At 61.3% G+C, this 19,617-nt stretch carries 17 protein-coding genes and 3 pseudogenes; 16 read left to right on the top strand and 4 right to left on the bottom strand.

From position 1 onward, the window contains the following. Nucleotides 1-71 precede the first annotated feature (71 nt). The gene (locus tag RB216_RS15060; protein WP_308907485.1) at nucleotides 72-1,418 is read left to right on the top strand and encodes an MFS transporter; all 1,347 of its coding nucleotides are present in this window, start codon (nucleotides 72-74) and stop codon (nucleotides 1,416-1,418) included. 34 nt (nucleotides 1,419-1,452) lie between these two features. After that, nucleotides 1,453-1,905, top strand: coding sequence for a thiol-disulfide oxidoreductase DCC family protein (locus RB216_RS15065; protein WP_028616310.1), 453 nt, complete (start codon nucleotides 1,453-1,455; stop codon nucleotides 1,903-1,905). 19 nt (nucleotides 1,906-1,924) lie between these two features. Here the strand turns inward: RB216_RS15065 and RB216_RS15070 are convergent, their stop codons facing one another. Next, nucleotides 1,925-3,091 carry an MFS transporter gene (locus RB216_RS15070; RefSeq protein ID WP_308907486.1) on the bottom strand — a complete coding sequence of 389 codons (1,167 nt, stop codon included), beginning with the start codon at nucleotides 3,089-3,091 and terminating at the stop codon, nucleotides 1,925-1,927. Between the two features lie 94 nt (nucleotides 3,092-3,185). Here RB216_RS15070 and RB216_RS15075 point away from each other — a divergent pair, with 94 nt between their 5' ends. After that, entirely contained in the window at nucleotides 3,186-4,079 is an 894-nt protein-coding gene (locus RB216_RS15075; protein ID WP_068933376.1) for a LysR family transcriptional regulator, read from the top strand. On the opposite strand, the gene RB216_RS15080 is transcribed toward RB216_RS15075, so the two are convergent. After that, nucleotides 4,074-4,847: an NAD(P)-binding domain-containing protein gene (locus RB216_RS15080; RefSeq protein WP_068932887.1), complete on the bottom strand. Its 774-nt coding sequence runs from the start codon at nucleotides 4,845-4,847 to the stop codon at nucleotides 4,074-4,076. The genes RB216_RS15075 and RB216_RS15080 overlap by 6 nt on opposite strands. Before the next feature lie 116 nt (nucleotides 4,848-4,963). On the opposite strand from RB216_RS15080, the gene RB216_RS15085 reads away from it, so the two are divergent. The 6 genes from RB216_RS15085 (at nucleotide 4,964) to RB216_RS15110 (ending at nucleotide 8,665) form a co-directional block, all read left to right on the top strand. Then, entirely contained in the window at nucleotides 4,964-5,320 is a 357-nt protein-coding gene (locus tag RB216_RS15085) for a VOC family protein (protein ID WP_028616314.1), read from the top strand. Between the two features lie 77 nt (nucleotides 5,321-5,397). After that, complete coding sequence (locus RB216_RS15090; RefSeq protein WP_122684895.1) at nucleotides 5,398-6,036, top strand: hypothetical protein; 639 nt, start codon at nucleotides 5,398-5,400, stop codon at nucleotides 6,034-6,036. Between the two features lie 83 nt (nucleotides 6,037-6,119). After that, on the top strand, nucleotides 6,120-6,668 hold the full coding sequence (locus tag RB216_RS15095; RefSeq protein ID WP_308907487.1) for an ATP-binding protein: 549 nt from the start codon (nucleotides 6,120-6,122) through the stop codon (nucleotides 6,666-6,668). Nucleotides 6,669-6,734: 66 nt separating this feature from the next. Continuing rightward, nucleotides 6,735-7,355 (top strand): LysE family translocator, encoded by a 621-nt coding sequence (locus tag RB216_RS15100; protein ID WP_308907488.1) that lies wholly within the window; start codon nucleotides 6,735-6,737, stop codon nucleotides 7,353-7,355. Between the two features lie 30 nt (nucleotides 7,356-7,385). Continuing rightward, a complete protein-coding gene (locus RB216_RS15105; protein ID WP_305381096.1) occupies nucleotides 7,386-8,105 on the top strand; it encodes an SDR family NAD(P)-dependent oxidoreductase in 720 nt (239 codons plus the stop codon). Between the two features lie 77 nt (nucleotides 8,106-8,182). Further along, nucleotides 8,183-8,665 carry a VOC family protein gene (locus RB216_RS15110; RefSeq protein WP_068932877.1) on the top strand — a complete coding sequence of 161 codons (483 nt, stop codon included), beginning with the start codon at nucleotides 8,183-8,185 and terminating at the stop codon, nucleotides 8,663-8,665. On the opposite strand, the gene RB216_RS15115 is transcribed toward RB216_RS15110, so the two are convergent. Then, nucleotides 8,662-9,558: an SGNH/GDSL hydrolase family protein gene (locus tag RB216_RS15115; RefSeq protein ID WP_308907489.1), complete on the bottom strand. Its 897-nt coding sequence runs from the start codon at nucleotides 9,556-9,558 to the stop codon at nucleotides 8,662-8,664. The genes RB216_RS15110 and RB216_RS15115 overlap by 4 nt on opposite strands. Before the next feature lie 208 nt (nucleotides 9,559-9,766). Between RB216_RS15115 and RB216_RS15120 the strand changes: the two genes are divergently transcribed. The 4 genes from RB216_RS15120 to RB216_RS15135 all read left to right on the top strand — a co-directional run bounded on the left by RB216_RS15120 (nucleotide 9,767) and on the right by RB216_RS15135 (nucleotide 14,970). Next, the gene (locus RB216_RS15120) at nucleotides 9,767-11,158 is read left to right on the top strand and encodes a hypothetical protein (protein ID WP_308907490.1); all 1,392 of its coding nucleotides are present in this window, start codon (nucleotides 9,767-9,769) and stop codon (nucleotides 11,156-11,158) included. A 292-nt stretch (nucleotides 11,159-11,450) separates the two neighbouring features. Then, a complete protein-coding gene (gene dapA / locus RB216_RS15125; RefSeq protein WP_308907491.1) occupies nucleotides 11,451-12,314 on the top strand; it encodes a 4-hydroxy-tetrahydrodipicolinate synthase in 864 nt (287 codons plus the stop codon). A 116-nt stretch (nucleotides 12,315-12,430) separates the two neighbouring features. Next, nucleotides 12,431-13,807 (top strand): pyridoxal-phosphate dependent enzyme, encoded by a 1,377-nt coding sequence (locus RB216_RS15130; protein ID WP_028616323.1) that lies wholly within the window; start codon nucleotides 12,431-12,433, stop codon nucleotides 13,805-13,807. Beyond that, entirely contained in the window at nucleotides 13,804-14,970 is a 1,167-nt protein-coding gene (locus RB216_RS15135; RefSeq protein ID WP_122727326.1) for a cystathionine gamma-synthase, read from the top strand. Before RB216_RS15130 ends, RB216_RS15135 begins: the two co-directional genes overlap by 4 nt. 247 nt (nucleotides 14,971-15,217) lie before the next feature. Here the strand turns inward: RB216_RS15135 and RB216_RS15140 are convergent, their stop codons facing one another. Then, nucleotides 15,218-17,416: an OsmC domain/YcaO domain-containing protein gene (locus tag RB216_RS15140; protein ID WP_305381109.1), complete on the bottom strand. Its 2,199-nt coding sequence runs from the start codon at nucleotides 17,414-17,416 to the stop codon at nucleotides 15,218-15,220. A 162-nt stretch (nucleotides 17,417-17,578) separates the two neighbouring features. Between RB216_RS15140 and RB216_RS29975 the strand changes: the two are divergent. The 3 pseudogenes from RB216_RS29975 to RB216_RS15150 form a co-directional block, all read left to right on the top strand. Beyond that, nucleotides 17,579-17,851: pseudogene (locus RB216_RS29975) on the top strand (PAS domain-containing protein); the annotation flags it as partial. 348 nt (nucleotides 17,852-18,199) lie between these two features. After that, a pseudogene (locus tag RB216_RS29980) lies at nucleotides 18,200-19,144 on the top strand (methyl-accepting chemotaxis protein); the annotation flags it as partial. 325 nt (nucleotides 19,145-19,469) lie between these two features. Then, a pseudogene (locus RB216_RS15150) lies at nucleotides 19,470-19,613 on the top strand (LysE family translocator); the annotation flags it as partial. Nucleotides 19,614-19,617: the final 4 nt, after the last annotated feature.

Genomic DNA, 19,617 nt, shown 5'->3' on the forward strand with positions numbered 1-19,617 from the left:
TTTGGGCCCCGCCGCCCAACCGCCAGCCCCGATAATCAGCCATCCCCGCACCTATCCCGAGGCCTCACCCCATGACGAGCCCATCCACCGAACAGGTCAGCCCCCAGACTTTGCTAAAGGTCATTATCGCCGCCGGCATCGGTAACTTTGTCGAGTGGTTCGACTTCGCCGTCTACGGTTTCCTCGCCACCACCATCGCCCAGCAATTCTTCCCCAGCGGCGACGCCAGCGTGGCATTGCTCAAGACCTTCGCCGTGTTTGCCGTGGCGTTTGCCTTCCGGCCACTGGGCGGGATTTTCTTCGGCATGCTCGGCGACCGTATCGGCCGCAAACGCACGCTGGCCATGACGATCCTGTTGATGGCTGGCGCCACCACCCTGATTGGCCTGCTGCCGACCTACGCAGCTATCGGCGTAGCGGCGCCGATCCTGTTGTCGCTGATTCGCTGCGCCCAAGGGTTCTCCGCCGGGGGCGAATATGCCGGGGCCTGTGCCTATCTGATGGAGCACGCGCCCAGTGACAAGCGCGCCTGGTACGGCAGCTTCGTGCCGGTGTCGACGTTTTCCGCCTTCGCTGCCGCCGCGGTGGTGGCGTATGCACTGGAAGCGTCGTTATCCGCCGAGGCGATGGGCAGTTGGGGCTGGCGCTTGCCGTTCCTGATCGCCGCGCCGCTCGGCCTGGTGGGGCTTTACCTGCGCTGGAAGCTGGACGAGACGCCCGCCTTCCAGGCCGTGAAGGAAGAACACACGGTGGCCCACTCCCCGCTCAAGGAAACCCTGCGCAACCATGGTGCGGCGATCTGCTGCCTGGGCGCTTTTGTGTCACTGACGGCGCTGTCGTTTTATATGTTCACCACGTATTTCGCGACCTATCTGCAAGTGGCGGGCGGCTTGAGTCGGGCGATGGCGTTGCTGGTGTCGCTGATTGCGTTGATCTTCGCGGCGGCGATTTGCCCGCTGGCGGGGCTGTATTCGGATCGGGTCGGGCGTCGTGTCACCGTGATGACCGCCTGCGTGCTGTTGATGGTCGTGGTGTATCCGTCATTCCTGATGGCCAGCTCCGGTTCGTTCGTGGCGTCCATTGTCGGCGTGATGCTGCTGGCGGTGGGGGCCGTGCTGTGTGGGGTGGTCACGGCAGCCTTGCTGTCGGAAACGTTTCCGACCCGCACGCGCTACACCGCCTCGGCGATCACCTACAACCTGGCCTATACGATCTTCGGCGGCACCGCGCCGTTGATGGCGACCTGGTTGATCAGCACCACCGGCAGCAATCTGTCACCGGCGTTTTACCTGATTGCCGTGGCGTTGCTGGCGTTGGCGGGTGGGCTGGCGTTGCCGGAGACGTCGCGGATTTCCTTGCATGACGTGGGTTCGGAGGAAAAAGACGCGGCGCCCTTGCTTTCGCGAACACGGGTATGATCCAGGCTCACACGGCACGACTGGACCCACGCTTATGCCCGCCTCCCAAACCCGCCCGTCCCTCGCGCCGTTGCTCAAGCCTGGCGAAACCGTGGTGCTGTTCGACGGCGTGTGCAAGCTGTGCAACGGTTGGGCGAGGTTCCTGATCCGTCACGACCGCCAACGGCGCGTGCGCTTGGCGGCGGTGCAGTCCCCCGAAGGCCAGGCGTTGCTGGCCTGGGCGGGGCTGCCCCTGGATCAGTTCGACACCCTGGCGGTCATTCGAAACCACCATTACTGGGTGCGTTCGGACGCCGTGTTCGAAATCGTTGCGCAACTGCCTGCCGTGTGGCGTCCATTGCTGCTGTTGCGCATCATCCCACGCGCGCTTCGGGACTGGGCTTACGACCGCGTCGCACGCAATCGCTATCGGATTTTTGGGCAGTACGACACCTGCCTGTTGCCGCATCCAGACCATGAACAGCGTTTTCTGAAGGCGCCGCAGTGAACCCTTTGGTGCGCACCTGCTAAACCGCCGCAGCCATGCGCGCTCGAGAACCCCAGGCGAACGTCACGACCATCAGCAACCCCAAGCCCGCCATCGCGGCGCCGGCCAGGGAAATCGCCGGGTAGCCCAGCCCTGCGTTGATCACTGCGCCACCCACTGCTGCGCCAATCGCGTTGCCGAAGTTGAAGGCGCCGATGTTCACGGCCGAGGCCAGGTTCGGCGCATCTTTGGCCGCTTCCATCACACGCATCTGCAACGGCGGCACGACGGCGAAGCTGGCGATACTCCAGATGAGGATGCTCACCGCTGCCGGTATCGGCCAACGCATCAGGAATGCAAAGGCCAGCAGGACCAGAATCAGTGCGCTCAGCGAGACGATCAGGGTCCGGTCGATCGAGCGATCTGCTGCCTTGCCCCCCCATATATTGCCCAGGGTCAACCCGACGCCGAACAGCACCAGCATGGCCGTGATAAAGGGAGTAGACGCATGGGTCTGGTTGCTCAGGATCGGCGCGATATAGGTAAACACGGTGAACATAGCACTGGAGCCCACCACGGTCAGGGCCAGTGCCGCCAGTACCGAACCGCGTCCCAGCACTTTGATTTCGGCCAGCACACCGTCACTTTTCGGCAACGGCAGGTTAGGCAGCGCGAACCACAGCGCGACCATGGTCACCAGGCCCAGTCCGCCAATGCCCCAGAACGCCGTACGCCAGCCAAGCAGTTCACCAAACCAGGTCGCCAGTGGCACGCCACCAATGGTCGCCAGGGTCAGGCCCATAAACATCGCGGCGACAGCTCCCGCGCGCTTGTCCGGCGCGACCACACTGGCCGCGACGATGGAACCGACGCCAAAAAACGCGCCGTGGTTGAGCGAAGTGATGACGCGGGCAATCAACAGGTCGTAATAGCCGGTTGCAAGCGCCGACATCACGTTACCCAGGGTGAAAATGGCCATAAGCCCGACCAGCAAGTGACGACGGGGGATCTTGCCAGTGGTCAAGATCATCAGTGGCGCGCCGAGCAATACCCCCAGGGCGTAGGCGCTGACCAACAGCCCCGCAGTGGGAATCGAAACGCCAAGGTCATTGGCGATGGTGGGCAACATGCCCATGGGCGCGAACTCAGTGACGCCAATGCCGAAGGCACCGACAGCAAGGGCTACAAGGGGTGGATTGATACGCATGGAAGACTCCTCATTTATGCCGCAAATGCTACGATCAACGCTTTAACGGCACTAGACCGTTTAATTGGCAATCACCTTTGCGCGCGAGGCAAAAATGGATTTCAACGGCAGGTCGGGTGAGATGGCGGTATTTGCAATGGTGGCGCAGGAAGGCAGCCTGTCGGCAGCAGCGCGGGCATTACGATTGACGCCCTCGGCCGTCAGCCGCGTCATCGCACGCACAGAACAACGCCTGGGCACCCGCCTGTTGATTCGTACGACCCGCGCCCTCGCCTTCACAGCCGAAGGCGAGGCGTACCTTCGCGGCGCCCGGCGCATCCTGGCCGACATGGCGGAAGTCGAAGAAGCCATCGCCGACCAAGGCGCGCCCAAAGGCCGGCTGCGGGTCAGTGCGGCCCTGGGCCACGGCCGCATGGCCATCGTGCCGTTGGTGGCGGCGTTCAGCGCCTGCTACCCGAACATTGTGGTGGACCTGACCTTGGGCGACGAAGTGGTCGACATCCTCGGCGGCCAGGCTGACGTCGCGATCCGCTTTGGCGACCTGCCAGACAGTCCGCTGACAGCACGGCGCATCGGCGACACCGGCCAGGTCCTGGTGGCGTCGCCGGAGTACCTCGCGCAACACGGCACACCTCTGGAACCCAACGACTTGCTGCGCCACAACTGCCTGCGCTTCAACTTCCGCCGTGCGCAATCCGACTGGCCCTTCGCCCGTGACGGCCGGGAGTTTTCCCTGAAGATAAACGGCAATATCGAATGCAGCAGTGGCGAAGCACTCGCTCAACTGGCGCGGTTAGGCGCCGGTATCGCACGCATCGGCGAGTTCACGGTTGCAGAAGACCTGCAACGCGGTCACCTGGTGCCCCTGCTGGAATCCTGGAACCCCGGCGACCGGGAGCCGATCCACGTGGTGTTTGTCGGCGGTGCGAGCATGCCCGCGCGGATCCGCGTGTTTGTGGATTTCTTGCTGGAACATCACCGGCTATAAACGTGCAGGCTTGTGCAGCCGCTCAAGCACCTCGTCAGCCGCCTCGCGCCATGCCTGTGTCGCGCCTTTGTTTCTCAACACCTCCAACCCAGCCGCGGTAAAGGTGCCCGGTGTCGCAATCGCGCTACCCAACGCTTCCAGACTCGCGGACGGCTGGTGACGGGCGCTGGCCAAGCAGTCTTGCAGGTTGCCCATCACCAGTTGGGCAGCCTGATCCTTGGACAGGCCTTTGTCGGTAAACCACTGCTGAAGATCACTCAGGAAGAAATAGAACCAACCGTTCATGCAGGCCGCGACAGTGGCCAGTTCGAACGCCTCTTCCTCGTCCAGCACCACCAATGAACCGAGCGCGCCCAGCAGTGTTGCATAGGGTTCGCCACCGGGCGTGATCACCACAGTCGTCTGGTTGATCTGGGCGGCATAGGACAGCATGGCGCGCACGACACGCGCCTGCGGGAACCGGCGTTGAAGCTCGGCCAGCTTCAATCCTGCTACCAACGACACCAGCGTTTGCTCAGGTCTAAGCTGCACTTCATTCGAAAGCTGATCGACCACCTCCGGGCGCACGCCCAAGACTAACAAGTCCGCCCCATCGACAACCTGTTGATTGTCAGCCATCACCTCACAGTCCCACTGTTCAGCGAGCTGCTGCGCACGTTCGTGGTTACGCGCAGACAGCAACACCCGCCCGCCAAACCCACTGCGCCGCAGGCCGATCACCACCTTTTCCGTCAGCTCACCGACGCCCAGGATTCCAATCTTCAGCACGCTGTCCGCTCCGATTAATTCTGTAGTCGGGAGCATCATAGGCACGATTCCCGTCTTCATGCAGGCGGACGTTCACGCTACACTCGCCGCTCTTAACATCGGCCAGGAAGGCACGCATGAGCGCTCAAGGTAAAGACCGGCAAATCGACAACATCGAATTCAACGTCAGCGATATTGCCCGCAGCAAAGCCTTCTACGGCGGCGCGTTCGGCTGGACGTTCGTCGATTACGGCCCCCTCTACACGGAGTTCAGCGATGGGCGTCTGACAGGCGGGTTCACCACGGGGGAGCCGGTTCGGCCGGGTGGCCCGTTAGTTATTTTGTACGCCGATGATCTCGATGCCACGCAGCAGCGACTCAAAGCCCTGGGGGCTGTCATCACCCGCGAGACATTTTCGTTCCCTGGTGGACGCAGGTTTCACTTCACCGATCCGGATGGCTATGAACTGGCGGTTTGGAACGCTGATCAATAGGCCTCAACCCGACGCCTAGGCGAAGGCATCAATCGCTGCCTCTCAAGCCCCACTCTTACAGAATATGAAGGTTAACCATGCGTTTTCTCTTTCCCCTGGCGTTCAGCTTGACGCTTATCGGCTGCGCCACCACCAAAACCGACGTTCGCAACGAAACCCAGATCAGCCAATACGACCCGGCCAACTCAGCCCGCGTCCGTTTCATCACGGGGGACACCACCAACGCGGGCTTCCTCAGCGGCCAGACTTGCGAGGCGTTTTACAACGGGTCCCTGCTGACCAAAACGCCTGAAGAAGCTGGATGGCAAACAGCCCATGTCGACTCGGCGGGCCTCTACCCTTTCAGGGCCACTGACAGTCAGAACAGCGTGATTGGCATGCCTGCCAGCAAGGCAAGCAAAGCCATCAACCAGTCACCCAAAGTGTTTGACGAGCACGTCATTCCGGCGGGTAAACCCTTTATTGCAGGGTTCGCCATGGGCGGTTCGCAAATGTCCTGCTTTCCCGCGCCTGTCACACTCATTCCCGCGCCCGGCAAAGACTATGAAATGGAACTTCAGATGGTCAAAATCAGCACGTTCAAGGCAGGTTGCGTGATTGCCGTTCGCCAACTTTCCGCTCAAGGCAACAACACCGTTGAAACACCGCTCAGGCCGCAGATATGTGCCAAAACCCCGTCGGGTTGGTACACCGTCAACCCGAAACCTTTGCCCTGAAATGCCTGGGCAGGACGACAGAGTCGTCCTGCTTATCGGACATATCCCTGACCTGGGACCCGGCTTGTATTCATGGAGGAAAAATGCGGATCTACATCACAGGAGCATCGTGCGCGGGCGTCACCACGCTGGGTCACAACCTCGCCACGCGGCTCGGTATACGGCAAGTCGACGTCGATGACTTTTACTGGATGCCCACCAACCCTCCTTTCACAACCAAGCGACCTCCCAGCGACCGCGTTTCCCTGATGCAACAAGCACTCGGTGACGACGGCTGGGTGCTGAGTGGTTCCTGCATGGTGTGGGGCGATGCGTTGATTGCCGATGCTGACTTGATCGTGTTCGTCGCCACCCCCACGCCCGTTCGCCTCGAACGGTTGGCGGCCCGCGAGAAGGCGCGTTTCGGCGATCGGATCGCACCCGGTGGTGATATGTACGCGATACACGTGGCTTTTCGGGAATGGGCTTCGCAGTACGACGATCCAAATTTCTCAGGGCGTAACCGGGCGTGGCATGAGGCATGGCTATCACAGCAGACGGTACCGCTCTTACGGATTGACGGGATGCGCAGTGCTGAACAGATGGCCGCTGATGTCGCAAATGCCACGATAGCTCAAAACAAGAACGGCTGAGGCTGTCCAACGACTTCCACTCCCCTTATCCTCACACATCCCCGCCCCCGCGAACCCGGAGCCGCCATGGACCTCGCCACCCTCGCCCTTTTCCTCCCCGCCTGCTTCGCCCTCAACATGGCGCCGGGCCCGAACAACCTGCTGTCCGTGAGCAACTCCACCCGCTACGGCTATCGCATCTCCTGTTTGGCGGGCATCGGCCGTTTGCTGGCCTTCGCCGGCATGATCGCCCTCGCATCCGCCGGGTTGGCGGTGGTGTTGCAGACGTCGGAGCTGCTGTTCTACGGGATCAAGATCCTGGGCGCGGCATATCTATTTTATCTGGCGTTTCAGTTGTGGCGGGCCAATCCGGAGGCAGAGGCGCAGTCCGCGACGGCCAAGGTGGGATTGTGGGCGTTGGCGCGGCAGGAGTTTTTGGTGGCGGCGGGCAATCCGAAGGCAATCCTGATCTTCACCGCCTTCCTCCCACAATTTGTAGTGCCCGGCGAGCCCATCACCCCGCAATTCGCGCTGCTCGGCGCAATGTTCCTGGTGCTGGAGTGGATCGCCATCAGCGCCTACGCCTATATGGGCTTGCACATGCGCCGCTGGTTTGCCGAGCCGCGGGGCAAGCGGATTTTCAATCGGTGCTGCGCAGGCTTGCTGTCGGCGGCGGCGACGGTGTTGTTGATGGCGCGCAGGGCTTGAATAACGATTTAACAGTCAAGGAGACACGCAATGAAAACCCTGGTGGTAGGCGCAAGCAAAGGATTGGGCAAAGCCCTGATCGAAGGGCTCGGTGAGCCTGGGGATACGCTGATCGGCGTGTCCCGCAGCCGCCCTGAGCAGTTGGCTCACAAGGACGGCGTCGAGGTGCAGTGGATCGAGGCCAATCTCGCTAAACCCACCCAGGCTGCGCACGTCATCGCCGAGGCGATTGCCGATAACGGCTTGGACACGCTGATCTACAACCTAGGCATCTGGGAAGAGTTTGCTTTCGACCCGGCCTACAACTTCCTGGCCGACGATGATGAGCAGATCGAGGCCATCGTCACCTGCAACATCACCTCTACCCTGCTGCTGATCAAGCGCCTGTTGCCGATGCTGCTTAAAAGCCAAAACCCGAGGATCATCCTGACCGGCTCCACTTCCGGCCTGCCGCAAAGTGGCCGTCCGGAGGTCGCCTTCGGGGCCTCGAAGTTTGCCTTGCGCGGGATTGCCGATGCGTTGCGTGAAGGCTATCGCCAGCAGCGCCTGGCTATCACCTGTCTGAATCTGGGGTACTTGAACACTGAGGATCCCCTTGGCACGCCGCGCGAGCAAGCCGCGCAGCGGGATGAAGGCCACTCGATTCCTGTGCACGATGTGGTGCAGGTGGTACGCATGACGTTGAGCCTGTCCTCGGCCAGCTTCGTCAAGGACATCACTTTGCCGGCGATACTGGACGAGCGCTTTTGACCCAGGAGTACGCGACATGACCCGAGACGAACTCGCCGTCTAGACTCCACACAGCCATTTTCCTGTGGAGACCGACCATGAAAAGCAAAAACACCCTCTGCCTCTGGTACAACGGCACCGCCCTGGAGGCTGCCACCTTCTACGCCATGACCTTCCCGGACAGCAAAGTCAACGCCGTGCACCTGGCACCCGGCGATTATCCGTCCGGCAAACAGGGCGACGTGTTGACCGTGGACTTCACCGTCTTGGGCATCCCCTGCATCGGCCTCAACGGCGGGCCGATCTTTCCCCATACCGAGGCGTTTTCGTTTCAGGTGGCCACTGATGACCAGGCCGAGACGGATCGTTACTGGAACGCCATCGTCGGTAACGGTGGCCAGGAAAGCGCCTGTGGCTGGTGCAAGGATAAGTGGGGGTTGTCGTGGCAGATTTCACCGCGCGTGCTGACGGACGCCGTCACCCACCCGGACCCGGCCGTCGCCAAGCGCGCCTTTGACGCAATGATGACCATGAAGAAGATCGACATCGCTGCCATTGAAGCGGCGGTGGCCGCCGGCTAAGGCAATGCCTTGAGCATGGCCTTTGCCGCCAGGGCGTGGACCTTGCGGGTGGGGTGCCATTCGTCCCAGTAGTAATGCGCATCGGCATCGGCGCACACCGGTTTCACGTCCGGGTAGGTGGCCTGGCACGGTGTGTCCAGGTCCGTGAATCGATTGGCTTGCGGATTGGCGCGTAGCGCGTCGCTGAACGCCAGGTGATCGAAGTAGGTGACCTTCGCCACGCCAATCTGCGCCAATATGGCCGGGAGCTTCTGTGCGAGCAATTGCTGGTAGTGCTTCGCGTTGTCGACCTGGTTGCCCTGCACCACGGCGGGCACGTGACTGAGGTCCGTCGTGCCCACCACCATTACATGCCTGGCCCCCGCGGCCACCAGTTGCTCGGTGGCGTTGCGGATGTTGACCAGGCTCGACTCACTCAAGGCCTCGATGGTTTCAGGATGGGAGAAGTCGGCCCATTCAAAAAAATCGTTGGCCGAGATGAAGATGAAATACAGCGCCTTGGGGTCGGCCTTGTGGGACTTGGCGGCCTGCAAGTGCTCGGCGACTTGGCCGAGCACGCCTGTGTCCTGGGTCGGCATCAGCCACGTATAGTAGTTGCCGTGGCCGCTTTTGGCGCCGCCCACGGCGTAGTCGGTCAGCGGTGTCTTCAACGCCTGGGCCAGGCCTTCGACGGCGGTTGGGCCGTTGCTCCAGCGTCCCTTCCAGTAAAGCGGGCCAGGCAGTGCCTGCGCGTCCTTGACCTGCTGCGCGGCAAGCCGGGAGGTAAGTGCTTCGCCCGCGCCATTGTCGGAATAGCTGTCGCCAAAGGCATACAAATGATCGTAGGTCGAGGCGCCAAAGGCGGTCGACACAGACAGGGTCAGCAAAGCGGCCAAACACGCGCGTCGGATCATCGAGGTTCTCCCGGAATGTCCGAATAGACTATCGGCTGGCAGAAAGTACGGCTGGACGATTGCGACCCGCACATATCCGGCGGCGGCCATGCTAGCGCTGTACAGATGCCGTCATGCTCGTTAGGCTTTTGTCTCGCAACATCCGGCTACAGATTCGGCTCAATCGGCCGCCACTCTTATCTCCCTGAATGGACTCAACGAGGCTCTCGTGCGCGTTATTACTTCTCTCTTGCTCATCGGTAGCCTCGCTACCCTGGCCGGTTGTGCCACCCAGAAAAACCAAGTCGACCGCATGTTCGCCGACACCCTCACCCAGCCCCTGGTTGAAAACAGCATCGTGCGCGAGGGCGACTCGCTCAGCTTCGAGCTGCTGATGCCGGGCGGCCCGAGTGGTCTGCGGCGCACCATGCAATTCGAGGCCGCTTGCTCATCGCCGCAACTGCACTTGCTGTACCTGGACGGCTCACAACGGGTCTACCCGGCCAGCGCTGGCCGTTACAGCGCGGCGCGCAAGTTGTCGCCGCAATTGCGCGCGACCTTGGCTGCCAACCAGACGTTCATACGCGCCTGTGCCGAAACGCCAAAGCCAGACTGGCGCCTGGTGCAGGCCAACGCGCACGATAGCCAGGTATTGATTGACGCCAACAGCATCAAGACGGTGAATGGCGAAACGCGCTTTTGGGCCGCCTTCGACGAACCGGCGGTGCTCAACGACATGCCCTACAACGCCCCCTATGCCCAGAAGCGTGAACACTTTGCGGTGTCTTGCACGGGCGGGACCTATAAGGAACTGGCCGGCTACGACATGGACGCCGACAATCGCGTCAGCGACGGCCGTGTCGACAGCTTTCCCACGCCGCAGAAGATCGCCGGCAGCAATGCCGACTATGAGTTGTTGTTCAATAAAGTCTGCGCGACGCCACAGACAATCGCCGCGCTGCCGGTGTTCAAACCACGCCTGAAGGCGCCGATGAACATCGCACTGACCTCGGTGCAACCACAGGTGCTGGCCGCAATCACGCAGTTGAACCTGGACAAACCCGCGCGCGCCTTCAAATATGTGCATATGACCGGCACGTCGACGCTCAAGGGCGAAACCAGCCAGTTTCAGAGTGCGGAATTCATCAGCCAAGACGCGGCGAGCGAGCAATTGGCCATCGCCACCCGCGGGCAGGGTTATGAAAGCCACACGGTGAGCTGGCGTAACCTCATCCCGCTGGTGGCAAAAAACACCTACAGCTCCTCGGGCATGGCAGAAAGCGAGGCGCTGACGCAATTGAGCTTCACCGGCAATTGGAAGGCCCTGCCAGTTGGCGATACCGTGGTCTACCAAACCACCCGCGCCAGCCTCAACAGCCTGATTGGCAGCCGTACCAAAGTCCAGACTACCCGCTGCGTAGTTGAACGCGAACTGCAAGCCAGCGAGCTCAACCCTGGCCTGCTCGGGGCGGCCAAGGCCCTGAAGTGCAGCTTCGACAACGATGAATACAACCGGGTGAACCACCTGTACTACCTGACCGACTACGCCTACTTCTACGAGTCGAGCACGGACAAGAACGCGTTCTACTACTCCGACACGCGTATCGATAAATTCGAATAAGCCCCGTTGACACACTCTGCAATATTCCATGAAGATGGAAGCCTTATTCAGGGTGTGTCAGCCAATGTCCGCAATGTCCTCCGTTAACCTTTCCGTCATTGGCTCCCCTGCCAAGGCGCAAGGTTGCGTTGCGCACGCCCTCAAATCGAAGAAACAGTCGCTCATGTGACCGGGGCGCGCTGTCCCGTCAGATGAGCTGACAGGACATTGAGCGCGACGGCCTTCCTCCCTTGCACAATTCCCTCTGCCCTTCTGACGGTGACTCCAGCGGTCAATCATCAGGAGAAAGTGCATGTCATCGTTTCAAGGTATCTGGGTTCCCGTGGTCACACCGTTCCATGACGGCGCCATTGATTTCATTGGCCTGCACCGCCTGGTCAGCCACTTGCTGGAAAAACACGTGGCCGGGATCATGGTGTGCACCACCACCGGGGAAGCGGCGTCGCTGAGTCGTCAGGAACAATTGGCGGTGCTCGATGCGGTGTTGCAATGGGTGCCGGCGCACCGCGTGGTGATGGGCCTGGCGGGCTATAACCAGATTGAGCTGCTGCACTTCCAGCGTGAAATCCTGCAACGCCCGGTGGCTGGGCTTTTGGTGCCGGCGCCGAGTTACATCCGCCCGTCCCAAGCGGGTTTGGAGGCGTTTTTCCGCACGGTGGCCGATGCCTCCAGCGTGCCGATCATTCTTTACGACATTCCCTACCGCACTGGCGCTACTTTCGAGCAGGCGACCCTGCTCAACATCGTCGCCCATGAGCGCATCGTGGCGATCAAGGATTGTGGTGGCAACCTGGGCAACACCCTTGCACTGCTGGCCAGCGGTGACGTGGACGTGTTGTGTGGCGAAGACGTACAGATTTTCAACGCACTGTGCCTCGGCGCGACCGGTGCGATTGCGGCCTCGGCCCACCTGCACACCGAGCAATTTGTGGCGCTTTTCCAGCAAGTGCGCGACAACCAACTGGCTGAAGCGCGAGCGACATTCTTCCAGTTGCTGCCACTGATCAACACGCTGTTCATGGAGCCCAATCCAGCACCGGTAAAAGCCGCGCTGGCTGTGCAAGACTTGATCGGCAGCGAATTGCGCGCACCCATGCAGGCCGCCAGTAGCGCCGTCGTCACGCGCTTGCAGCAGGTACTGAACCCGGCCGGCTAATGCGCCAAAAACAGACAGCCAACGGACCGTCCGGTTGCGACCGGACCGATCCCGGCCTATCGTCGAACCCATGCTTTGCCTTTTGCTGTCCAACCCATTCGTATTCAGGTGACGACATGCCCACGCTTTCCCGCCCCGCCGTCCTCGAATTGATCGGCAACACGCCGCTGGTTCGGGTCAGCCGGTTCGATACCGGCCCCTGCACGTTGTTTCTCAAGCTTGAATCCCAGAACCCCGGTGGTTCCATCAAGGACCGCATCGGCCTGGCCATGATCGACGCCGCCGAGCGCGACGGCCGCTTGCGCCCCGGCGGCACGATTATCGAAGCCACCGCCGGCAACACCGGCCTGGGCCTGGCACTGGTCGGTCGGGCCAAGGGCTACCGGGTGGTCCTGGTGGTACCCGACAAGATGTCCACGGAAAAGGTGCTGCACCTCAAGGCCATGGGCGCCGAGGTGCACATCACCCGCTCCGATGTGGGCAAGGGCCACCCCGAGTATTACCAGGACGTGGCCGCGCGCCTGGCCAAGGATATTCCGGGCTCGTTCTTCGCTGACCAATTCAACAACCCGGCCAACCCCCTGGCCCATGAAACCAGCACCGCGCCGGAAATCTGGGCGCAGACCCAGCATGATGTCGACGCGATCGTCGTCGGCGTCGGCTCTGCCGGCACCCTCACCGGCCTGACGCGCTTCTTCAAGCGCGTGCAACCCGAACTGGCCATGGTGCTGGCCGACCCGGTGGGCTCGGTGATGGCCGAATACAGCCGCAGTGGCAAAATGGAAACGCCGGGCTCCTGGGCGGTGGAAGGCATTGGCGAAGACTTCATTCCGTCGATTGCCGACCTGTCCAGCGTGCGTCACGCCTATTCGATCAGCGACGAAGAAAGTTTCGACCATGCCCGGCAGTTGCTCAAGGCCGAAGGCATTCTCGGCGGTTCCTCCACCGGCACCCTGCTCGCGGCCGCCCTGCGTTACTGCCGCGAACAGACCGAGCCCAAGCGCGTGGTGACTTTTGTCTGCGACACCGGCACCCGTTACCTGTCGAAGGTCTACAACGACCAATGGATGAATGACGCCGGCCTGCTGCACTACAAGCACTACGGCGACCTGCGCGACCTGATCGCGCGGCGCTTCGAAGACGGCCGCGTGATCAGCGTAAGCCCCGACGACACGCTGCTCACCGCCTTCCAGCGCATGCGCCTGGCGGATGTCTCGCAGTTGCCAGTGCTGGTGGACGGTCAAAAACTGGTCGGCGTGATCGATGAATCCGACATCCTGCTGGGCCTGCACCAGGACGCCACGCACTTTTCCATGATCGTCTCCAGCGCCATGACCGACACCCTGCAAACCCTGGCCCCCAGCGCCAGCCTGGCCGAACTGCAGGCGGAGCTGGATCGCGGCCTGGTCGCCATCATTGCCGACGCGTCAGGCTTCCACGGCCTGATCACCCGCGTCGACCTGCTCAACCACCTACGGAGATCCCTTGCATGAGTCAGTCCGATAAAAGCGCGTTTGCCACCCGTGTGATCCATGCTGGACAGTCCCCCGACCCGACCACGGGCGCGCTGATGCCGCCGATCTACGCCAACTCTACCTACCTGCAAGACAGCCCCGGCGTGCACAAAGGCTTCGACTACGGCCGCTCCCACAACCCCACGCGGTTTGCCCTGGAACGCTGCGTGGCCGACCTGGAGGGCGGCAGCCAGGCGTTTGCTTTCGCGTCCGGGCTGGCGGCGATTTCGACAGTCTTGGAGTTGCTGGATGCCGGCGCCCATATCGTGTCCGGCAATGACCTGTACGGCGGCACCTTCCGGCTATTCGACAAAGTGCGCCAACGCAGCGCCGGGCACCGTTTCAGCTTTGTCGACCTGAGCGATTTGTCGGCGTTTGAAGCGAGCCTGCAGGACGACACGCGCATGGTCTGGGTCGAGACCCCCAGCAACCCGCTGCTGAGCCTGACCGACCTGAGCGCCATTGCACGTATCTGCCGTGATCGCGGCATCATCTGTGTGGCCGACAACACCTTCGCCAGCCCTTGGATCCAGCGTCCTCTGGAGCTGGGCTTTGATGTAGTGGTGCATTCCACCACCAAATACCTCAACGGCCACTCCGATGTGATCGGCGGCATCGCCATTGTCGGCGACAACCCCGAACTGGCGGAGCGCCTGGGCTTCCTGCAAAACTCGGTCGGCGCCATCGCCGGGCCCTTCGACGCGTTCCTCACCCTGCGCGGCGTGAAAACCCTGGCGCTGCGCATGGAACGCCATTGCAGCAACGCCCTGGACCTCGCCACCTGGCTGGAGCAGCAACCGCAAGTGGCACGGGTTTATTACCCGGGCCTCACGTCCCATCCCCAGCATGAACTGGCGCGCGAACAAATGCGTGGGTTTGGCGGGATGATTTCGATTGACCTGAACAGCGACCTGGCCGGCGCCACGCGTTTCCTGGAAAACGTCAAGATCTTCGCCCTGGCCGAAAGCCTTGGCGGCGTGGAAAGCCTGATCGAACACCCGGCGATCATGACCCATGCAAGCATCCCGGCGGCAACGCGGGCGCAGCTGGGGATTGGGGATGGGTTGGTACGCTTGTCGGTGGGGGTTGAGGATGTGGAGGATCTGCGGGCAGATTTGGCGCAAGCCTTGGCACTTATCTAAATAGGTTGGCTTAGCCTGTGTGATGGGCTGGCTTGCTGTGGTGAGCGGGCTTGCCCCGCGCTGGGCTGCGAAGCAGCCCTAAAACCAGACGCCGCATTCTGCCTGACAGAATGCGGCGTTTTTATTGGGGCGGCTTCGCCACCCAGCGCGGGCGGTGCGACGATTCGACAAGCCCGCTCACCACAACAGCCCGCTCACCATACCAAAGCCAATCACCACACCAGGCCAGCTCCCACAGAAAGTTGTGTCAGGCTGAGGTGACGTTGGCACGCGCCGCATGCAGCTTCTTGTAGCTGTCGATCAAGCGCAAATGCCGATCCAGCCCTTCCAGCTTCATGCTGGTCGGCGTCAAACCATAGAAACGCACATCGCCCTGTACCGAACCAATCACCGCATCCATCCGCTCATTGCCAAACATGCGACGGAAGTTGGCTTCGTAGTCCGCCAGTTCCAGGTCATCGTCCAGTTCCATCTCCAGCACCGCATTCATCGCCTGGTAGAACAGGCCACGCTCAGCGGTGTTGTCGTTGTACTGCAGGAACATCTCCACGCACTCCTTGGCCTCTTCATATTGCTGCAAGGCCAGGAAGATCAGCAGTTTCAACTCCAGGATGGTCAGCTGACCCCAGGCAGTGTTGTCATCGAATTCGATGCCGATCAGGGTGGTGATATCGGTGTAGTCGTCCAGCTCGCTTTCGATCAGGCGCTCGACCAACGCTTGCAACTCTTCCTCGTTGAGGCGGTGCAGGTTGAGGATATCCTCACGGAAAAATAGCGCTTTGTTGGTGTTGTCCCAGATCAGGTCATCCACCGGGTAGATTTCCGAATAGTCCGGCACCAGGATGCGGCACGCGGTGGCGCCGAGGTGTTCGTACACGGCCATGTACGATTCTTTACCCATGCCTTCTAGAATGCCGAACAGGGTCGCAGCTTCCTGGGCGTTGGAATCTTCACCTTCGCCTGAGAAATCCCACTCGACGAATTCGTAATCCGATTGGGCACTGAAGAAACGCCACGACACCACACCGCTGGAGTCGATGAAGTGCTCGACGAAGTTATTCGGCTCGGTCACCGCCTGACCTTCGAAGGTCGGCTGCGGCAAGTCGTTGAGGCCTTCGAAACTGCGGCCTTGCAGCAGTTCGGTGAGGCTGCGTTCCAGCGCCACTTCCAGGCTTGGATGCGCACCGAACGAGGCGAACACGCCACCCGTGCGCGGGTTCATCAGGGTCACGCACATCACCGGGAATTCGCCGCCCAGGGACGCGTCCTTGACCAGCACCGGGAAACCCTGGGCTTCCAGACCCTGGATACCGGCCAGGATGCTCGGGTACTTGGCCAGCACCTCGGCGGGTACATCCGGCAAGGCGAACTCACCTTCGATGATTTCACGCTTCACCGCGCGCTCGAAGATCTCCGACAGGCACTGCACCTGGGCTTCGGCCAAGGTGTTGCCGGCGCTCATGCCGTTGCTGAGGTAGAGGTTTTCGATCAGGTTGGACGGGAAGTACACCACTTCACCGTCCGATTGGCGCACGAACGGCAGCGACACAATCCCGCGCGCTTCGTTGCCGGAGTTGGTATCGAACAGGTGCGAACCACGCAGTTCGCCCTCGCGGTTGTAGACCTTCAGGCAGTAGGCGTCGAGGATTTCACCTGGCAGCTCGTCGTTAGGGCCCGGCTGAAACCAGCGCTCATCCGGGTAATGCACGAACGGCGCATTCGCCAGTTCCTCACCCCAGAACTGATCGTTATAGAAGAAGTTGCAGTTGAGCCGCTCGATGAACTCGCCCAGTGCCGACGCCAAGGCGCCCTCTTTGGTCGCGCCCTTACCGTTGGTGAAGCACATCGGCGAATGTGCATCGCGGATATGCAGCGACCACACGTTGGGCACGATATTGCGCCACGACGCGATTTCAATCTTCATGCCCAGGCCGGCCAGGAGGCCGGACATGTTGGCAATGGTCTGTTCCAGCGGCAGGTCTTTGCCGGCGATATAAGTGCCACCCTCTGACGTCGAGTTGGGCATCAACAACGCCTGGGCGTCGGCGTCCAGGTTTTCGACTTCTTCGATGACGAACTCAGGCCCGGCCTGCACCACTTTCTTGACCGTGCAACGGTCGATGGAACGCAAGATGCCTTGGCGGTCTTTGTCGGAAATGTCGGCCGGCAGCTCGACCTGGATCTTGAAGATCTGGTTGTAGCGGTTTTCCGGGTCGACGATGTTGTTCTGCGACAGGCGAATATTCTCAGTGGGGATATTGCGCGTCTGACAGTACAGCTTCACGAAGTACGCCGCGCACAACGCCGACGACGCCAGGAAGTAATCGAACGGCCCCGGTGCCGAACCATCGCCTTTGTAGCGGATGGGCTGGTCGGCAATCACCGTGAAGTCGTCGAACTTGGCTTCAAGCCGGAGGTTGTCGAGAAAATTGACCTTGATTTCCATGGGGGCACACCAGAATAACGGCTAAACAAAAATGGCCGCCATTATGAGGTTTTTCGGCAGGAAGTTTCAGGCTTTTGACCAGTGGCTGGCGAATTGACCAATGTGGATTAACCTTTTCGCAGATGGCGCCGATGGACTGAGGGCAACCAGGGAGTAGTCGGAATGCGCAATAACCAGCCCGTAACACAGCGTGAGATTTCCCTCGCGCCTTCGCAAAAACTCATCTCCGCCACGGATGTCCGAGGTGTCATCACTTACTGCAACGACGCGTTTGTCGACATCAGCGGCTTTGAACGCGCTGACTTGATTGGCGCGCCGCAGAACATCGTCCGTCACCCCGATGTGCCCCCCGCCGTGTTTGCGCACATGTGGAGCGCACTCAAGCAAGGCCTGCCCTGGATGGGCATCGTCAAGAACCGCTCGAAAAACGGCGATCATTATTGGGTCAACGCCTACGTCACCCCCATATTCGATGGCAGCAAAGTCGTTGGTTTCGAGTCCGTGCGGGTCAAGCCCACGGCGGATGAAATCCGTCGGGCCCAGGCCCTGTACCGCCGCATCAGCCAAGGTAAACCGGCCGTTCCGCGGCAGGATGCCTGGCTGCCGGCGGCCATCAGTTGTGTGCCGTATGTGGCAACCGGGCTTACCGGCTGCCTCGCCGGTTTGTTCCTCAGCGCGCCCGTCGCCATTGCTGTGACCGTTGCAGTCGCAATCCCGGTGGGCGTGCTCTGCTCACGCTGGCGTCAAGGCAGCACGTTGCGTCTGTTGCACGGTGTGGAGCCCTCGACCTCGGATGCCTTGATCGCGCAGATGTACAGCGACGCCAGCGGGCCACAGGCACGTCTCGAAACGGCGTTCCTCAGCCAGAACGCACGCCTGAAGACCTGCCTCACCCGCTTGCAGGACAGCGCCGAGCAACTCAGTGCCTTGGCCGGGCAATCCGATCAGTTGGCCACCGCTAGTTCCAAAGGCCTGGACCGCCAGCGTGTCGAAACCGAACAGGTCTCGGCCGCCGTCAACCAGATGGCCGCCACCACCCAGGAAGTCGCCAGCCACGTGCAACGCACCGCCGACGCCACCCAGCAAGCCAACGTCCTGACCGGGCGCGGGCGCGAAGTGGCACGCGACACCCGTGAGGCGATCGAACGCCTGTCTGCGGTGGTCAGCGAAACCGGCGCGACCGTGGCGCAACTGGCCAAGGACAGCGACGAAATCGGCAGCGTGGTGGACGTGATCAAGGGCATTGCCGACCAGACCAACCTGCTGGCCCTCAACGCAGCCATCGAAGCGGCGCGTGCCGGCGAGCAAGGCCGTGGTTTTGCCGTGGTGGCCGACGAAGTGCGGCAGCTGGCACAACGCACGTCCCAGTCCACCACCCAGATCCATGGGTTGATCACCCAGCTGCAGGCGTCCTCCAACAATGCCGTGCAAAGCATGGAACACGGCCAGCGCCAGGCCCAGGAAGGTGTGGCTTGGGTGCTGGAGGCGGACCAGGCGCTGGTCGGCATCAGCGAAGCGGTGTCCCATATCACTGACATGACCACCCAGATCGCCGCCGCCACCGAGGAACAGAGCGCGGTCGCCGAGGAAATCAGCCGCAACATCACCACCATCGCCGAACTGGCCGACCAGACGTCGATACAAGCCCATCAATCCACGGACCTGAGCAAGGAGCTGACGAACAACGCGTCCACCCAATATGCGTTGGTTGAGCGGTTCAATCGCTGAGCCTACGTTTACAGTAGCAAGCCCGCTTTCTGTAGTGAGCGGGCTTGTTGTGGTGAGCAGGCTTGCGTGGTGAGCGGGCTTGCCCCGCGCTGGGCTGCGAAGCAGCCCCATAGCCAGGCACGATGGCGTGCCTGACACACCACGTCGCTCATCGATGGGGCCGCTTCGCAGCCCAGCGCAGGGCAAGCCTGCTCACCACAGGAAAATCGCTCATCCCAGGATAATGGAGATTTGCTTAGGCAAACCTCCACCCATCATGAATCCCCCCATGCCCATTACCAATATCCTCCTCGCCGCTGCCACGCTGGGGATCAACCCCGGTTGTCTGCTGTGGTCTCCAATATTGATCGGCGCCACGCAGTCGCTTTCCGGTTTCCTGCGTCGCGAAAAGGTCATCCAGTGGATGGACAGCACCACCGGTATGATCTTTGTGTTGTTCGCAGCAAGGCTGGCGTTCAGCAAGCGCTGAATAC

This window comes from Pseudomonas canadensis, from assembly GCF_030980095.1.
Taxonomy (GTDB): Bacteria; Pseudomonadota; Gammaproteobacteria; order Pseudomonadales; family Pseudomonadaceae; genus Aquipseudomonas; species Aquipseudomonas canadensis.

Bases quoted from the DNA above. Each gene is read 5' to 3' on its own strand.
- RB216_RS15060 (WP_308907485.1), top strand. From the start codon at position 72: ATGACGAGCCCATCCACCGAACAGGTCAGCCCCCAGACTTTGCTAAAG.
- RB216_RS15065 (WP_028616310.1), top strand. From the start codon at position 1,453: ATGCCCGCCTCCCAAACCCGCCCGTCCCTCGCGCCGTTGCTCAAGCCT.
- RB216_RS15070 (WP_308907486.1), bottom strand. From the start codon at position 3,091: ATGCGTATCAATCCACCCCTTGTAGCCCTTGCTGTCGGTGCCTTCGGC.
- RB216_RS15075 (WP_068933376.1), top strand. From the start codon at position 3,186: ATGGATTTCAACGGCAGGTCGGGTGAGATGGCGGTATTTGCAATGGTG.
- RB216_RS15085 (WP_028616314.1), top strand. From the start codon at position 4,964: ATGAGCGCTCAAGGTAAAGACCGGCAAATCGACAACATCGAATTCAAC.
- RB216_RS15090 (WP_122684895.1), top strand. From the start codon at position 5,398: ATGCGTTTTCTCTTTCCCCTGGCGTTCAGCTTGACGCTTATCGGCTGC.
- RB216_RS15095 (WP_308907487.1), top strand. From the start codon at position 6,120: ATGCGGATCTACATCACAGGAGCATCGTGCGCGGGCGTCACCACGCTG.
- RB216_RS15100 (WP_308907488.1), top strand. From the start codon at position 6,735: ATGGACCTCGCCACCCTCGCCCTTTTCCTCCCCGCCTGCTTCGCCCTC.
- RB216_RS15105 (WP_305381096.1), top strand. From the start codon at position 7,386: ATGAAAACCCTGGTGGTAGGCGCAAGCAAAGGATTGGGCAAAGCCCTG.
- RB216_RS15110 (WP_068932877.1), top strand. From the start codon at position 8,183: ATGAAAAGCAAAAACACCCTCTGCCTCTGGTACAACGGCACCGCCCTG.
- RB216_RS15115 (WP_308907489.1), bottom strand. From the start codon at position 9,558: ATGATCCGACGCGCGTGTTTGGCCGCTTTGCTGACCCTGTCTGTGTCG.
- dapA (WP_308907491.1), top strand. From the start codon at position 11,451: ATGTCATCGTTTCAAGGTATCTGGGTTCCCGTGGTCACACCGTTCCAT.
- RB216_RS15130 (WP_028616323.1), top strand. From the start codon at position 12,431: ATGCCCACGCTTTCCCGCCCCGCCGTCCTCGAATTGATCGGCAACACG.
- RB216_RS15135 (WP_122727326.1), top strand. From the start codon at position 13,804: ATGAGTCAGTCCGATAAAAGCGCGTTTGCCACCCGTGTGATCCATGCT.
- RB216_RS15140 (WP_305381109.1), bottom strand. From the start codon at position 17,416: ATGGAAATCAAGGTCAATTTTCTCGACAACCTCCGGCTTGAAGCCAAG.